Source organism: Leucobacter sp. wl10 (assembly GCF_003569785.1).
Lineage (GTDB): Bacteria > Actinomycetota > Actinomycetes > Actinomycetales > Microbacteriaceae > Leucobacter.
Window position 1 is genome coordinate 1 of the sequence record NZ_KZ984008.1, and the last position, 14,462, is coordinate 14,462.

The 14,462-nt window shown below is 67.3% G+C and carries 13 protein-coding genes and 1 pseudogene; 10 read left to right on the forward strand and 4 right to left on the reverse strand.

Translation table 11 applies throughout. The features are described 5' to 3' along the window. From D1J51_RS15165 to mobF, 3 genes are all read left to right on the forward strand, one after another. A partial coding sequence (locus tag D1J51_RS15165) for a hypothetical protein (RefSeq protein ID WP_205547951.1) occupies positions 1–312 on the forward strand: 312 nt, incomplete at its 5' end. An 8-nt stretch (positions 313–320) separates the two neighbouring features. Then, positions 321–758 carry a protein-tyrosine phosphatase family protein gene (locus tag D1J51_RS15170; RefSeq protein ID WP_119076627.1) on the forward strand — a complete coding sequence of 146 codons (438 nt, stop codon included), beginning with the start codon at positions 321–323 and terminating at the stop codon, positions 756–758. Between the two features lie 185 nt (positions 759–943). Next, positions 944–4,390 carry a MobF family relaxase gene (gene mobF / locus D1J51_RS15175; protein ID WP_240423339.1) on the forward strand — a complete coding sequence of 1,149 codons (3,447 nt, stop codon included), beginning with the start codon at positions 944–946 and terminating at the stop codon, positions 4,388–4,390. A gap of 191 nt (positions 4,391–4,581) precedes the next feature. Here mobF and D1J51_RS15180 read toward each other — a convergent pair whose 3' ends face one another. After that, positions 4,582–5,652, reverse strand: a complete 1,071-nt coding sequence (locus tag D1J51_RS15180; RefSeq protein WP_119076631.1) for a YeiH family protein — start codon at positions 5,650–5,652, stop codon at positions 4,582–4,584. A 90-nt stretch (positions 5,653–5,742) separates the two neighbouring features. Here D1J51_RS15180 and D1J51_RS15185 point away from each other — a divergent pair, with 90 nt between their 5' ends. The 3 genes from D1J51_RS15185 (at position 5,743) to D1J51_RS15195 (ending at position 8,024) form a co-directional block, all read left to right on the forward strand. Further along, a complete protein-coding gene (locus D1J51_RS15185) occupies positions 5,743–6,636 on the forward strand; it encodes a LysR family transcriptional regulator (RefSeq protein WP_119076632.1) in 894 nt (297 codons plus the stop codon). A 345-nt stretch (positions 6,637–6,981) separates the two neighbouring features. Further along, a complete protein-coding gene (locus tag D1J51_RS15190; protein WP_119076634.1) occupies positions 6,982–7,341 on the forward strand; it encodes a Cd(II)/Pb(II)-sensing metalloregulatory transcriptional regulator CmtR in 360 nt (119 codons plus the stop codon). Further along, complete coding sequence (locus D1J51_RS15195) at positions 7,338–8,024, forward strand: cation efflux transmembrane domain-containing protein (protein ID WP_119076636.1); 687 nt, start codon at positions 7,338–7,340, stop codon at positions 8,022–8,024. The genes D1J51_RS15190 and D1J51_RS15195 overlap by 4 nt, the downstream gene beginning before the upstream one ends. Before the next feature lie 56 nt (positions 8,025–8,080). Here D1J51_RS15195 and D1J51_RS15200 read toward each other — a convergent pair whose 3' ends face one another. Beyond that, a complete protein-coding gene (locus D1J51_RS15200; RefSeq protein ID WP_240423341.1) occupies positions 8,081–9,382 on the reverse strand; it encodes a recombinase zinc beta ribbon domain-containing protein in 1,302 nt (433 codons plus the stop codon). Between D1J51_RS15200 and D1J51_RS15205 the strand changes: the two genes are divergently transcribed. Next, on the forward strand, positions 9,382–9,891 hold the full coding sequence (locus tag D1J51_RS15205; RefSeq protein WP_119076638.1) for a Bug family tripartite tricarboxylate transporter substrate binding protein: 510 nt from the start codon (positions 9,382–9,384) through the stop codon (positions 9,889–9,891). The genes D1J51_RS15200 and D1J51_RS15205 overlap by 1 nt on opposite strands. Next, positions 9,888–10,349, forward strand: a pseudogene (locus tag D1J51_RS18685) (tripartite tricarboxylate transporter TctB family protein); the annotation flags it as partial. The gene D1J51_RS15205 and the pseudogene D1J51_RS18685, both read left to right, overlap by 4 nt. Before the next feature lie 198 nt (positions 10,350–10,547). Here the strand turns inward: D1J51_RS18685 and D1J51_RS18495 are convergent. Further along, on the reverse strand, positions 10,548–11,141 hold the full coding sequence (locus D1J51_RS18495; RefSeq protein ID WP_240423343.1) for a hypothetical protein: 594 nt from the start codon (positions 11,139–11,141) through the stop codon (positions 10,548–10,550). A gap of 211 nt (positions 11,142–11,352) precedes the next feature. On the opposite strand from D1J51_RS18495, the gene uvrB reads away from it, so the two are divergent. Both uvrB and D1J51_RS15220 read left to right on the forward strand, forming a co-directional pair. Continuing rightward, positions 11,353–13,443: an excinuclease ABC subunit UvrB gene (gene uvrB, locus D1J51_RS15215; RefSeq protein ID WP_119076642.1), complete on the forward strand. Its 2,091-nt coding sequence runs from the start codon at positions 11,353–11,355 to the stop codon at positions 13,441–13,443. Continuing rightward, the gene (locus tag D1J51_RS15220; RefSeq protein WP_119076644.1) at positions 13,443–13,652 is read left to right on the forward strand and encodes a hypothetical protein; all 210 of its coding nucleotides are present in this window, start codon (positions 13,443–13,445) and stop codon (positions 13,650–13,652) included. Before uvrB ends, D1J51_RS15220 begins: the two co-directional genes overlap by 1 nt. Here D1J51_RS15220 and D1J51_RS15225 read toward each other — a convergent pair. Continuing rightward, positions 13,649–14,044, reverse strand: coding sequence for a VOC family protein (locus tag D1J51_RS15225; RefSeq protein WP_205547957.1), 396 nt, complete (start codon positions 14,042–14,044; stop codon positions 13,649–13,651). The genes D1J51_RS15220 and D1J51_RS15225 overlap by 4 nt on opposite strands. Between the last annotated feature and the right edge of the window lie 418 nt (positions 14,045–14,462).

Sequence of the window (14,462 nt, forward strand, 5' to 3'; positions counted from 1 at the left end):
GCGGCGATCAACCGCCGCCAGTTCGCCGTCACCGGCGCCAGCCGCTTCACCGGCGGCACCATGACGATGCCCTCTGGCCGCACCCTCCGCTCGGCGGACGTGATGAAGCCGCTGGGCAACCCGAAGCGCACCCCCGACTTCTACGAGGTCGTCGCCCTGCAACACACCCGCCTCGTGGACGACGGCGAACCGAACCCGACCGCGCGCATGGCCGAGCTCAGCCGCGTGCCGCTCTCCACTGCACAGGGCTGGGTTGCCCGTGCCCGCCGCAAAGGACTGCTCCCGCCCGGACGCCGAGGCCGCGCCGGGTAAGGGTTCGCATGACGAGCTGGGCGATTGAGGACGCGGGCGTGGTGCGCCTGCCAGACGGTCGTCTGATCCGTGGCACGGGCGCGCGTCGGCCTCGCGGTCAGGCCCCGCCCCCGGAGTTCGCCGTCTACCTCTTGGGCCGCGACCCTCGCGTGGCCGACTGGCCCTACTGCTGGGTCAGGTGGCCGGACTTCCGCCTGCCTGGCTCCACCGAGGACGCCGTGGCCGCACTCAGAGAAGCGCACGCGCGGGCCGTGTCCGAGCGGGTCGAGATTGCCTGCGGCGGCGGGGTCGGCAGAACCGGAACCGCTCTCGCGGTGCTCGCCGTATTGAGCGGCGTTCCGGCGGCCGCTGCCGTGGAATGGGTGCGAGCGAACTACCACCCCCGCGCCGTCGAGACTCGCCGCCAGCGAGCCTGGATCGCCACCGCCGCATCCTCTCTCACCTGACGCAGAACCGCCACCCTCCCGCGCCGCCTGCTCACCAAGCCCGTACGCCTCCGCGCCTGCCGCCTGAGCACATCCTGAGTCCTCCCGCTGTCCTCTTGACCTCTCAATCCTGAATGTACGTATACTAACTACGTTAGTTGCCAGTACGCCAGATAGCGAGAGGGGGTAGCAGAATGCATGGGGGCGTGGTTCCGTTCCGGGGCACCGGGGCCGATGCGCTGCGCTATGTCGAGGCCGACCGTGCTCGTGCTGACGACTACTACCTCGGCGCGGAAACCTCGGTGGCGCAGTTCGCGGCGCTCGACAGCTCAGACGCGGTTACCGACAGGCTCGGCCTTGATCCTGTGGGGTATGCGGGGTGGGTGGACTGGGTTGATCCGTTGACCGGGGAGCGGATGGGCAGACCCCGACGGGCGGGAGTGTATCGGCAGGGATCGCCGCGGTTCATGGAGATGGTCATCAACGGGCCGAAGTCGCTGTCGATCGCCGCCGCGCTTCACCCCGAAGTCTCGGCGGCGCTGGACGCGGCGCAGCAGGACGCGCTGGCCGAGATTCGGCGGTGGGTTGCCCGGCACTCGGTGACCCGTGTCGGGCCGCTCGGTGCGCAGGAGCACGTTCCCATCGAGCGGTTGCAGGTCGTCGGGATCACGCACCGCACGTCTCGTGCGGGTGATCCGCACCGGCACATTCACATGCAGATCGGCACCAGAGTGTGGGCGGCGGGGAAGTGGCGAGGACTGGACACCACCGCTCTGTTCCGGCAGCAGGGCGCGATCCGTGCCCTCGGCACCGCAGTGATCGCGGCAAGCCCGGAACTCGCTGCCGTGCTCGACCGACACGGCCTCACCCTCGACCCCGCCACCGGCGAGGTCGCGGAGTTGCAGCCGTACAACGCGGTCATGTCGAAGCGGGGTGAGCAGGTGGGCCGCAACCTCGACCGCCTCGAAGCCGAATGGCGGGCCACGCATCCCGGTGAGACGATGGGGCCGGTCGTGACCTCTCGCCTGATCGCCAAAGCATGGGCATACGAGCGGCCTGCGAAGAAGCCCACCACGCTCCGTGAGGAACAGGCGTGGCTGACGGAGTTGGTCGAGGCCGGATACGACCCCGCGAGCCTGCAACGGCCCGCAACCCCGGTGCCGGTCAGCCTCGATGACCTCAGCGTGCAGGAAGTCGCCTCCCGCGCCCTCGACCGCTGCGCCGCAGGTGCGTCGGTATGGACGACACACACTGTGACCGAGCACGCCACAACGATCATGACCGAGTACGGAGTACGCGCCAACGGAGATGAGATCCGCGACTTCGTGCAGGCTGCGACGGTGCTGGCGTTGGAGGACTGCTTCACGATCCTCCCGCCCGACACACCACGCCCAGAGCATGTCGCTCACTGGACGAGCGTGCGCGTCATACAGGCCGAGACAGAGCTGCGCGACCTGATCGCCGCCCGTGTACCCGAGCAGGAGCCGGAGCACCCGGACGTGCGCCGGCTGGCGCAAGCGCAGAACCTCGACCCCGGCCAGACCGAAGCCGCCGCAGCGGTCGCCTCAACCGACCCGTTGGTGATCGTGGAGGGCGCGGCGGGCAGCGGGAAGACGACCATGCTTGCCACCGCGATCCAGGCGAGTGAGGCGCACGGGCGAGCGGTGCGGGTGGTGGCTCCGACGAAGAAGGCCGCCGAGATCGCGCACCAGGAACTCGGCGTGCCCGCTGAATCGGTCGCGTCACTGGTGTACGCGCGCGGGTGGCGGTGGAACCGCGACGGCGTATGGACACGACTCGTCGTGGGTGACGCCGACCCCATCACCGGCGCAACCTATACCGGCCCGCCGAGCGAGGCGCGGTTGCGCAAGGGCGAACGGATTGTGGTGGACGAGGCGGGGATGCTCGACCAGGACACCGCCCTGGCCCTGCTCGCCGTCGCCGCAGAAGCGGGCGCGACGCTCGCGCTCGTGGGTGACCGGGCGCAACTCCCCGCCGTCGGACGGGGCGGAGTACTCGACATGGTTGCGCAGATTCGGGGCCGCACGTTCGATATGGCCGAGGTACACCGCTTCGCCGATCCCGAATATGCCGAGCTGTCGGTGCGGTTGCGCGACCGCGACGATCCCGGCGCGATCTTCGACCAACTCGCAGCTCTGGGCCTGATCCGCTTGCACGACGATACCGAGAGCCTGCGCGACCACATCGCCAATCATCACAGCGGCGGGGAGGCGGTCACGGTCGCCACCAACGACGTGGCCGCACGCATGAACGCGCGCATCCGCGATCAGCGCGTGCAAGCGGGAACCGTGGATGACGAGACGACCGCGACCGGGAGCGACGGACTTTCCATCGGTCAGGGTGATCTGATCCAGACTCGCAAGAACGACGCGGCCCTGGGGGTGGCGAATCGTCAGCAGTGGATCGTGCAACACGTCACCGAGGACGGCACCGTGTGGGCGGTTGAGGCAGACAGCGACCGCAAGCGCGACCACACCGTGCGCCTGCCCGCCGGGTACGTCACCGAGTACGCGCACTTGGCCTACGCCTCGACCGCCTACGGTGTGCAAGGCATTACCGCCACCAGAGCCGACACGATCCTCACAGGCGCCATGAGCGGCGCAGCCGTCTACGTCGGCATGACCCGAGGCAAAGATCAGAACCAGTTGCACATCATCGCCCAGAACACAGCCGACGCCCGAGCGCAGTTCATCTACGCTGTAGAACGTGACCGGGCAGACCGTGGGCTGGCCGACGCCACCCGACAGGCGGCAGAGGCGGTGCGGGGTCTGGTCGACGACGGCCCCGCCAAGCGCGTGAACACCGAGATAGCCGCACTCACCGCAAAGGCCGAGCGAGCCGAGGCGCGGGCTGCGCTCTGGCAGCAGGCCGCTGACGCCCTCACCGAGCTATACGCCCAGCAACGTGACGACCTCGACCACGCAGGCCAAGCCCGCGACACCGCAGCCCAGCAGCTCGAACGGGTGCGGGCCGAGGTCGCCGCACCGCTCACCGAGCACGCATCGGCGGCACTGGCCGAGTGGGGCGACGCCGACGTCGAACTGCGTACCGCCCGCGACCGGCTGGGTACGGTCGGCAGGTTCGGCAAGCGTCGCGCGACCGCCGAGCACAACACCGCGCAGACCCTCGCCCGCGACGCTGAGCAGCGGCTGACGAGCGCGTGGGGCGAGCCGCCCCGCTGGAACGAGACTCGGGCCGCGTGGCTCGAGCGCGTCACGCGCCCTCGTATCGACGGCGATCCCCGCGTGATCGACGCGACCGAGCAGCACGATGCCGCAGCCAGGACGGTGCGCAAGGCGCTCGAACCCGACCCGTGGCCGCGCCTGCGCATCTACGCCCGCATCTTCGGCACCGAGGCCGTGGCGAAGCACCGGGCCGCCTACCTGGATGCCCGCCCCCACGCCAACGCCGAGAACGCGGCCCGCATCGCGAAGCAGGCCCGCGCCGAAATCGACACGCTACAGGCGCTCACCCCCGTCGAGGCAGTCGAGCGCATCGAGCAGACCCGCGCGACCGAGCAAGCGCAGCGCGACGCCGCCGACCGTGCCCTGAAAAAGCGGCAACGACAGCTCGATCCCTCCCACACGCCCGACCGCGGTCCCAGTGATGGCGGGCCGTCTCTGGGCTGGTGACCATCCTCCCCGACTTATGACCACGTAGTAGCCTCCAAGAGGAGGCGGTGAATACAAGCGGGTCGTAAAGGCTAATTCTTCATGGAAGCCGTATCAGCGTCTGTCGATCCCTCGTTCAGTATCTTCCTCGGTGTTGCCGCTGTGCTGACGCGGTGAGCTGATGGCTCGGACGGCTTCGCTGTGTGATCCGTTCATGCGATATGGCTCGCAAACGAGATCCCCGCCCACGCGATGGTCGCAACCAGAAGGGTGGAGAGTGCGGCAAGAGCGAAGGGCTTGAAGCCGACCTGTGCGAGGTTGCGGATCTTGACACCGCAGCCGAGGCCGAACATCGCCGCTGACAGTAGGCCGGTCTGCAACAGGCTCCCGGTTGTCAGCACGAACTCGGGCAGGGGCAGGAAGGAGCGCAGGAGCACCATGAGGATGAACCCGATGATGAACGCCGGGACGATAGGCGGCAGCTTTCTGGAGGATGTTTGCGAGGTAGGCGTGGGGTTCGCGCGCTGGAGGCGACGCTGTCGGATACTGAGCACGGCTACGACGGGTGCGAGAAGCAAGACTCGGGCGAGTTTCACGATCACTGCGACGGTGAGTGCGCCCGCGCCGATGATGCCGCCGGCTGCGACGACCTGGGCGATCTCGTGGATTGAGCCTCCTGCCCACATGCCCGCGGCTTCGGTATCGAATCCGAGGAGGTTCGCCGTCAGGGGCACGAGTGGGATCATGAGCGTGCCGAAGATGACCACCAGTGCTACGGCGGTGATCGTGTCCTCTTCCGCCTCATCGTCGGGGTCGGTCACGCCCGCTGCGCCGGCGACTGCCGCAGCACCGCAGATCGAGAAGCCGCATCCGATGAGGAGGGCCAGGCTGGGCCGAACCCGTAGCAGCCGCCCCAGCACAACGGTGCCGCATAGCCCGCCTGTGACGATGCAGACGACGACGAGGAGAATCGGGGCACCCAGGTCGAGGATGTCGGTGAGTACGAGCTGGAGTCCGAGAAACACGATGCCTGCGCGAAGAAGCTTCTTCGCCGAGAAATCGATTCCGGCGGTCACTGCCGTCGGCATTCGGAGCAGGTTCGCTGCGAGCACACCGAGCACGATCGCAACGATGAGGGGGCTGACTCCCGGCAGCAGCGCGTTCACTCCATAGGAAATGCCCGCCGCAAGCGCGCACGTCCCGAGTCCTGGCAGAAGCGACCGAAGGTAGACGAGGAAAGCGTGCGTGGGCCGGGTGCGGGCCTCATGCTGTAGGTCAGTCATGTATCTATCGTTTCGTCGGAAACCCCAGGTCGGTAGAGGCAGATCTCGTGCTGGTCACAAGTTATACTTGTCTCTAATGGGAGGTGAGTCATGCGGAGCGAACCGGACCTGGAAGCGCTGCGGGCGCTGATGCTCATCGCGCAGGAGAGCAGCATCTCGGCGGCAAGCGGACGGTTGGGGGTGAGCCAGCAAGCGGTATCGTTGCGTATCCGAAGCCTCGAGCGAAGCCTGGGGGTGAGGTTGCTGGTGCGCTCCGCGCGAGGTTCTCGCCTGACACCCGCCGGCGAACTCGTGGTCGGTTGGGCGAGGAAGTTGCTAGAAGCAGCCGATGATTTCTCCGATGCCGTGGATTCACTCCGTTCGGATCGAGCAAGGACGATGCGTATTGCCGCGAGTCTGACGATCGCCGAGTATTTGCTTCCCGAATGGATCGCCAGATGGCGCGCCCGGACCGACAGCAGCGGTCCAGGCATTCAGCTCGACGCCGAGAACAGCACCGCAGTCGCTGTGGCTGTGCGCGAGGGGACCGTCGATCTCGGATTCATCGAGTCTCCAGCGGTGCCAGCCGATCTGGGCGCGGTGACCATCGCCCATGACACACTCGCGGTCGTCGTGCAGCCCGGACATCGGTGGGCGAAATCCGCCAGGATCACCGCCCGCGAGCTCTCCGACACCAGCCTGGTGTTGCGCGAGCCGGGCAGCGGCACCCGCCACGCGTTCGAAGCGGCGCTCGCTGATACCGGCTGTTCACCCCACGCCAGCCCGGTGGCGGTGCTATCCACCACTCTCGGAGTGCGTAGCGCGATCATGGCAGGCGTTGCGCCAGGGGTGCTCAGCAGCTTGGCCGTAGCCGAGGATCTCCGAGCCGGACGGCTCGCTCGCGTCCAGGTCAGAGGTCTCACCATGACCCGTCCTTTGACCGCGATCTGGGCCGGGGCCTCGCCCTCACGCCATGCGCACGACTTCCTCGACGCTCTCGCCTAGATTCCAGCGATGACTGACCGGACGCATCGGTACGGAAGAGTGTCTACGAAAGCGATAAGCAAACCGCAGGTCGGCGTATCGCGGTGGAACTATCCACAGGCCATGCGCTGCAGATCGTTGATTTGCACGTCAGAACGCCCGCCGGGACTCGCGGCGCGAACTATCAATCTTAGCTGAGCGGGAGTGGTGGACACGGCGAGCCCATCTGGAACGGGCGGTCCCTGCCCGACCAGCTGCCGGGAACCCTCGACCCTCAGATGGCAACGCGACCCCTGTGTTATTCATGGCGCGACCGTCTTCTGATGACCTTTGACGGTAGGTCAGTCTTCACTGTATGGTCATTACATGCTGACTCTTGCTTCTCGGGTGGACGTGATGCACCGGCTCGGCCGGGCGATGGCCGACGCGACCCGCTCCCGCATCCTGCTCTCCCTGCTCGACGGGCCGGGGTATCCTGCGAAGCTCGCCCGCGACCTCGGGCTGACGCGCACGAACGTGTCGAACCACTTGGCCTGTCTGCGCGGGTGCGGGATCGTGGTGGCCGAGCCCGAGGGCCGGCAGACCCGCTACGAGATCGCCGACCCCCACCTCGCGGCAGCGCTGACCGCGCTAGTGGACGTGACGCTCGCGGTCGATGAGAGCGTGCCCTGCATGGATCCGGCCTGCACCGTCCCCGGCTGCTGCGACCCGGAGCCTGCGCAGTGACCACGGCAGTACTGCCTCCGGCACGGACGGGTGTGCTGCGGCGGCGGATCAGGATCGTCGTGGCGATCACAATCACCTGGAACGTCATCGAGGCGGTCGTCGCTCTCGCTGTGGGAGGAGCCGCCTCGTCTGCCGCGCTGATCGGGTTCGGGCTGGACTCGATCGTGGAAGTCCTCTCTGCCGCGGCTGTCGCGTGGCAGTTCGCCGCTCCCGACCCCGAGAAGCGGGAGAAGGTCGCACTGCGGGTGATTGCGCTATCGTTCTTCGGACTCGCCGTCTACGTCACCATCGACGCGATCCTGTCGCTGACAGGTCTGCGGGAGCCCGAGCACTCGACCGTAGGAATCGTGCTTGCTGCGCTGAGCCTGCTGGTGATGCCGTTCCTGTCCTGGTTCGAGCGACGCACCGGCCGCGAACTCGGCTCTGCCTCCGCGGTCGCGGACTCGAAGCAGACCCTGATCTGTACCTACCTCTCAGCGGCGCTCCTCATCGGTCTCTTATTGAACTCCTTGCTCGGGTGGGCGTGGGCTGACTCGATCGCCGCCCTGGTGATCGCTGGATTCGCCGTGCGCGAGGGTATCGAGGCCTGGCGCGGAGATGCGTGCTGCGCCGCCCAAGTCACAGTGCTTACCGGAGAGCGCGAGCCCGAGCACTGCGAGGACGATTGCTGCGCACCGCGCTGAGCAACCCGGCAGGTTGTTCGCTCGCTCCAACTCCATCAGATGCGTGAAAAGCCCCTCTACCGAGTCTTGGCCCACACTGTCCCCCGGTGAACCCCGAACTGACGTGCGACAGCGTTCACTCCGATCCCTCGCTCGCGGACTGTTCGCATAGCGTCCACTTCCTCGTCCGTCAGACGTGTTCGAGGTCGTTGCTTTGGTTCCGCCGACGCGCCGATCAGCGGGTCATCGTCCTCGCCCTCGGGGTCGGCGTGTCCGCGAATCCCTTGATTCCACGCGGAAACAAGCCTCTCAACCCGTGGTCGGCTGTTCCCGCAACGCTCCATTGCTTCCACCAGAAGTTCGTTGTTCAAACTTGCGACGTTTCCGGTTTGACCCGCCTGGATTCCGCCCGCGCCCTGCATGGCGAGGGCGGTGGCGTGGACTGCGGGGTTGAACAGGAAGTCGAACGGTTCGCCTGGTTCGGCGTCGATGCCGCCCACATCGGTGATGGTCAGGCGCTCGAAGGATGCTTGGTTGGCGATCCGTCGTAGTGAGTCGTCCAGGCTCGTGTAGATCGCGTGGGCGTCTCCGGCGAGGGCGAGGCAGTCGTCCAGGTGGGCGCGTGCTTGCTCGTACTCGATGCTGGATGCCTCGATCCGGGCGTCGAGGAACGCGACCTGCCGGGCGATGCGGTCTTGCTCGGTTTTGAGCAGGTCCAGGGGCATGGCTCCGGCGTAGGGGGCTTGCAGGAGCTTGGAGCGTTCGTCGTGGAGGCGGTCGCGTTCGGCGAGTTGGGCTTTGCGTTCGGTTTTCGCGGTCGCGTAGAGCCGGTCGAACTCGGAGTGGATCAGCTCGCGCAGCGCGCCGACGATGTGCTCGGGTATCTCCATCAGCCGGTAGTGGTCCTCCACGGCGGCCTCGACATCGGGCACGTACATGGCCTTGCGGTCGCAGCTGGTGCGCTTCTTGTGCCGGCCGGAGCAGATGAAGTAAGGGTAGATCACCCCGGTGCCGCTCTTGGCGTTGCTCAGGATCAGCCGTGAGCCGCAGGTGCCGCAGAACACGCTGCCTTTGAGGTAGTGGTCGTGGGCTTGGGTCTTCTCCCCGGAGACGCGGTGTGCGGCGGGTGGGACGGATTCGCCCGCGAACAGCAGCAAGTCCTGCGGACGACGGGCCTCGTGGGCAATGTTCAGGTCGTAAACATCCCCGGCGCCGCCGGCACCATCGGCCTCGGAACCTTCACGACGTTGGACGGGCGGGCGGACAATCTCCTGGTGACGGGGTCGGGGATGACCGGAGGGATCGTACTGAACGATTCGCCGGTGGGCTTCGAAGACGTACAGCCGATCGCGAAGCGTGGGTCGCTGATCCGGGAGCAATGCCCTGGTCGGGAGGCTCCGCCGGGACCATCGACCATCTCCTCATCGCCGAGCTCGCACAATCCACCGGTCTGGATCCCGCGGAGATGACCTACATTCCCAAGTCCGGGGGCGGGGAGGCGATCCAGGCGCTCCTCAACGGCACGGTCGAAGCCGTCGCCACGGGATACAACGACGTGTCGGATCAGATCGACTCCGGCAGGGTGCGGGCGCTCGCGGTCAGCAGCTCGCAAGAGCTCGACGGCGTTGACATCCCCACGATCGCCTCGCAGGGATACGACGTCGAGGTCGCCAACTGGCGTGGTCTCCTCGCAGCGCCGGGGGTGAGCCGGGAACTGGTTGACCAACAGCTCGAACTCATCACCGAGCTGCGGAACAGCGAGGAGTGGCAGGAGGTACTCAAGCGGATGAGATGGGAGGACGCCTGGCTCACCGGAGACGAACTCGATGAGTTCTTGAAACAGGACATGGCGAAGACTGAAGCATTGGTGAAGGAGCTCGGACTATGACCCGCGAAGCGCACCCCGCTCAACCAGCACCCAAGACCACGAGTGTGCCCATCGGAGAACAATCCTGGTGGGTGGGCAGGTCGGGACTCGTCTTCCCGCTGATCCTGGCCGCCTTCGCCACCCATCTGCTCGTCGGACAGCTGACCATGACGGTCGCACCCGAGACGGAACCCCCGGGCCCCGGTTTCTTTTCAGCCCTGATCATCGGACTCCTGTACCTCTTCGCGGTGCTTCTCGCCATCGGAATCATCCGGCGTCCGCAGCTGCCCGAGGACATGCACGGCGACCTGCGCACTTCCGAGATCCGCGTCGTGCGTCCCGGCCGCGTGCGCCGCAGTGCGCCGCTGTACAGCGACTGGTCGAGGATCGCCTGGGCGGTCGGGGGATTCGCGGCCTTCATCCTGCTGCTGCACCCGGCCGGATGGATCCTGGCCGGTGGCCTTCTCTTCTGGACCACGGCGAGAGCCTTCGCTTCACCCCGGCCGTTCAAGACGCGTACTCCGCGAGACGTGCAAAGTTCGTTCTGGGCCAGGGCAGGCCTGAAACGAGCTGCTGCCCCTGCACTTCCCGCCGTTGCAGCTGAACCTCCAATCCGGTGCAACCTCTCACCATGTGCGCCCTCGCGTCGCGCTGCGCCCCAGACTCGGGCTCCGGCCTCATGGCTTCGCAGGCGGAACCGTCTCTCCCTGGCCGAGCGCATCGATCGCGAGCTCGGTGATCCGACCGGTATCGAGGTCCATCAGCGTCGCCCGCCACACGGGTTCGCCGTTCCTGCTGCCCAGTTCGAGCTCCACGAGTCGCGGGCTCGGGTAGGTCTCGCCCGAGAGCCGCGCGGCTTCGGCGGTCCCGACCTCGATCCCCGCCAGAGCGCTCTCGGGCAGTTGCACGTAGCCGTCCCGCAGCAGCGAGCGGTCTCGCGCGTCGATCAGCGCTTCGCGGCCCCGCCGCTCATCGGTCACCCGCTCGCCGGTCCAATCCATCTGCGGGTCCCGGCTCGTCACGCGCCACGCCCAGCGGTCGTCCTGATACTCGAGGCGGAGGCCGACGATCGTGCCGCCCACCGCCTCGGACTCGCTGGTGAACGCTTCGAGCCAGTCCGACGGCCAGCCGACCTCCGTCGGAATCCCGCCGCTCGGGTAGTCCTCGCCGACCGTTTCAGGGGCGTCCGGGACGGGGGCGGAGCACGCGGCGAGCGTGAGCGCCGAAGCGAGGGCGATCGCGCCGGCGAGGGTCTGCCCGGATCGTCTCAACGTCTTCTCCTCTGAACACATGGGGTCATCAGGATCATATGCCGCGGTTCGCCGAGAACCCGATTGCAGGGTTCGCGATTCGCATCCGGCTGAGGCAGGCCGGGCCGCTGCCGATCGTGCGGCCGCGGGGAACCGCCGTGATCGCGGCCGAGGTCCCGGGTTCGCGGACCGCGGAAGCCGAACGTCGGGGGTGCGGAGTAGGCTCGAAGGCATGGAAACGACCCGCTCCGTCAGGCCCTTCGAAGTGGTCAGCGAGTACGAGCCCTCAGGCGATCAGCCGCAGGCCATCGAGGAGCTCGCGAAGCGAATAGACGCCGGCGAGACGGACATCGTGCTGCTCGGCGCCACCGGCACGGGCAAGTCCGCGACGACCGCGTGGCTGATCGAGCAGGTGCAGCGGCCGACCCTCATCCTGGCCCACAACAAGACGCTCGCCGCGCAGCTCGCGAACGAGTTCCGGGAGCTCCTGCCGAACAACTCCGTCGAGTACTTCGTGAGTTACTACGACTATTACCAGCCCGAGGCCTACGTGCCGCAGACCGACACCTTCATCGAGAAGGACTCCTCGATCAACGCCGAGGTCGAGCGCCTGCGCCACTCGACGACCAACGCGCTGCTCTCGCGGCGCGACACGGTCGTCGTCTCGACGGTGTCGTGCATCTACGGCCTCGGCAAGCCCGAGGAGTACTACGAGGCGATGGTGCCGCTCGTCGTCGGCGACGTGCTGGATCGCGACGTGCTGCTGCGACGCTTCGTCGACATGCAGTACCAGCGCAACGACATCGAGTTCGTGCGCGGCAACTTCCGGGTGCGCGGCGACACGGTCGAGATCATCCCGATGTACGAGGAGCTCGCGATCCGGATCGAGTTCTTCGGCGACGAGATCGAGGCGCTGTACTACCTGCACCCCGTCACGGGCGAGGTGATCAAGCGGGTCGAGACGGTCTCGGTGTTCCCGGGATCCCACTACGTCGCGAGCCGCACCGTGATGAACCGCGCGATGGGCACGATCGCCGAGGAGCTCGACCAGCGCACGGGAGAGCTCAAGCAGCAGAACAAGCTCGTGGAGGAGCAGCGCCTCCGCATGCGCACCACCTTCGACCTCGAAATGATGGAGCAGATCGGCTTCTGCTCCGGCATCGAGAACTACTCGAGGCACATCGACGGGCGCCGGCCGGGGGAGGCGCCGCACTGCCTGCTCGACTACTTCCCGGACGATTTCCTCGTCGTGATCGACGAGTCGCACGTCACCGTTCCGCAGATCGGCGCGATGTACGAGGGCGACGCCTCGCGCAAGCGCACCCTCGTCGAGCACGGCTTCCGGCTGCCGAGCGCGCTCGACAACCGCCCGCTCAAGTTCGACGAGTTCAAGGAGCGGGTGGGGCAGACGGTGTACCTGTCCGCGACGCCCGGCGCCTACGAACTCGCGCGCGCCGACGGCGTGGTCGAGCAGATCATCCGCCCGACGGGCCTCGTCGATCCCGAGATCGTGGTGAAGCCCTCGCAGGGCCAGATCGACGACCTGCTCGAGGAGGTGCGGGCGCGGGCCGAGCGCGACGAGCGCGTGCTCGTGACCACGCTCACCAAGCGGATGGCCGAGCAGCTCACCACCTTCATGGAGGAGGCCGGGATACGGGTGCGCTACCTGCACTCCGATGTGGACACGCTGCGCCGCGTCGAACTGCTCACGGAGCTGCGCGCCGGTGTCTACGACGTGCTCGTCGGCATCAACCTGCTGCGCGAGGGCCTCGACCTGCCCGAGGTGTCGCTCGTGGCGATCCTCGACGCCGACAAGGAGGGCTTCCTGCGCTCGTCGACCTCGCTCATCCAGACGATCGGCCGCGCGGCGCGCAACGTCTCCGGGCAGGTGCACATGTACGCCGACACGGTCACGCGGTCCATGCGCGAGGCGATCGACGAGACCAACCGGCGCCGCGAGATCCAGATCGCCTACAACACCGAGAACGGTATCGATCCGCAGCCGCTGCGCAAGAAGATCGGCGACATCACCGCGATGCTGGCGCGCGAGGCCGCCGACACCGAGGACGTGCTCTCCCGCACCGGGGCGCACGCTCAGCGCAAGGGCGGATCCCCGCAGCGCGCCAAGGGCAAGGCTGCGGCACGAGCGGGCGCGATCGCCGGCGAGGGCGCCGCGAAGCTCGAGGAGCTCATCGCCGACCTCACCGAGCAGATGCTCGCGGCCGCCGAGGAGCTCAAGTTCGAGCTCGCCGCACGCCTGCGCGACGAAGTGGCGGAGCTCAAGCGCGAACTCCGCAGCATGGACGCGGCGGGGCACCTGTAGTGTCGATCGTGTACGGCGAGGTGGTGCTCCCGGGCCTCGGAGTCGTCGCAGGCCCGTTCACCAGGTGGATGCCGGCGCGGGGGAGCCAGAGCGGCGGCACGGTCGGGCTGCGCTCCGCACCGGGATGGGCGGGAGCCGCGCTCGCGGGTGATCCGGAGCCGCTGCGGGATCTGCTCCTGCCCGCTCGCCTACATGCGCGTCTCGTCTAGGCGAGCGGCGCATAGAGGTCGATCGAGTTGCCGTCGGGATCGAGCACGGTCGCGTAGCGCTGTCCCCACGGGGCGTCCCAGGGGGCGGTGCGCGCGGCATCCGGAAACCGGTCCACGATCTCGGCGTAGGCGCTGTCGACCTCGGCCGCGTTCTGCGCTCGGAAGGCGAACCCGATGCGGTTTTCGCCCTCGGGAAGGTCGAAGTCGGGCAGGAAGCCCCGGACGGTCGAGACGGGATCCCACGCGAGGATCATGCCGCCGGGCAGCCTCGCCTCGACGTGGGGCGCGTCATCCTGCCCGAGGGGAATGTCCACGCCCAGCACTCGGTAGAACTCGAGCGAGGCTCCGAGGTCTGCCGTCACGATACCGATGAAGTCGAATTGCAGGGCCATACCACCGAGCGTAGGCGCTTCGAGCCGTCGCCGCTTGAACGAAACGGACGCACTTGCGCGGTCGGTTATCTGGGAGCCCCCGGAGTCTCCGTACTGCCGAGTCATCGAATGCGGGGCGTCTTCGCTCACATCACGCGTTTCCAAGCGAGTTCTCTCAGTTGCTCCCAGATTTGCGCGATGTCGCGTTACCGGCTGCCCGCTTCTTGCAAACTCGATGCATGTCGCCATCACACTGCTCAGCACTCCGGGCAACGCAGCTCCTGTCGTCTCCGTCGATCTCGGATGACGAGTTCTTCGAGGCCACCGGCTATCTCTCCAAGCGCTTCGACCGGCGTGGCGCAGATCTCGACATTCGATACGACGAGAGCGCACCCCAGATCTTGTACGACTGGTTCCGGCACGCCCGATCGCGGGTGCC

Bases quoted from the DNA above. Each gene is read 5' to 3' on its own strand.
- D1J51_RS15205 (WP_119076638.1), top strand. From the start codon at position 9,382: ATGCCCTGGTCGGGAGGCTCCGCCGGGACCATCGACCATCTCCTCATC.
- D1J51_RS15185 (WP_119076632.1), top strand. From the start codon at position 5,743: ATGCGGAGCGAACCGGACCTGGAAGCGCTGCGGGCGCTGATGCTCATC.
- D1J51_RS15225 (WP_205547957.1), bottom strand. From the start codon at position 14,044: ATGGCCCTGCAATTCGACTTCATCGGTATCGTGACGGCAGACCTCGGA.
- D1J51_RS15170 (WP_119076627.1), top strand. From the start codon at position 321: ATGACGAGCTGGGCGATTGAGGACGCGGGCGTGGTGCGCCTGCCAGAC.
- D1J51_RS15190 (WP_119076634.1), top strand. From the start codon at position 6,982: ATGCTGACTCTTGCTTCTCGGGTGGACGTGATGCACCGGCTCGGCCGG.
- uvrB (WP_119076642.1), top strand. From the start codon at position 11,353: ATGGAAACGACCCGCTCCGTCAGGCCCTTCGAAGTGGTCAGCGAGTAC.
- D1J51_RS15180 (WP_119076631.1), bottom strand. From the start codon at position 5,652: ATGACTGACCTACAGCATGAGGCCCGCACCCGGCCCACGCACGCTTTC.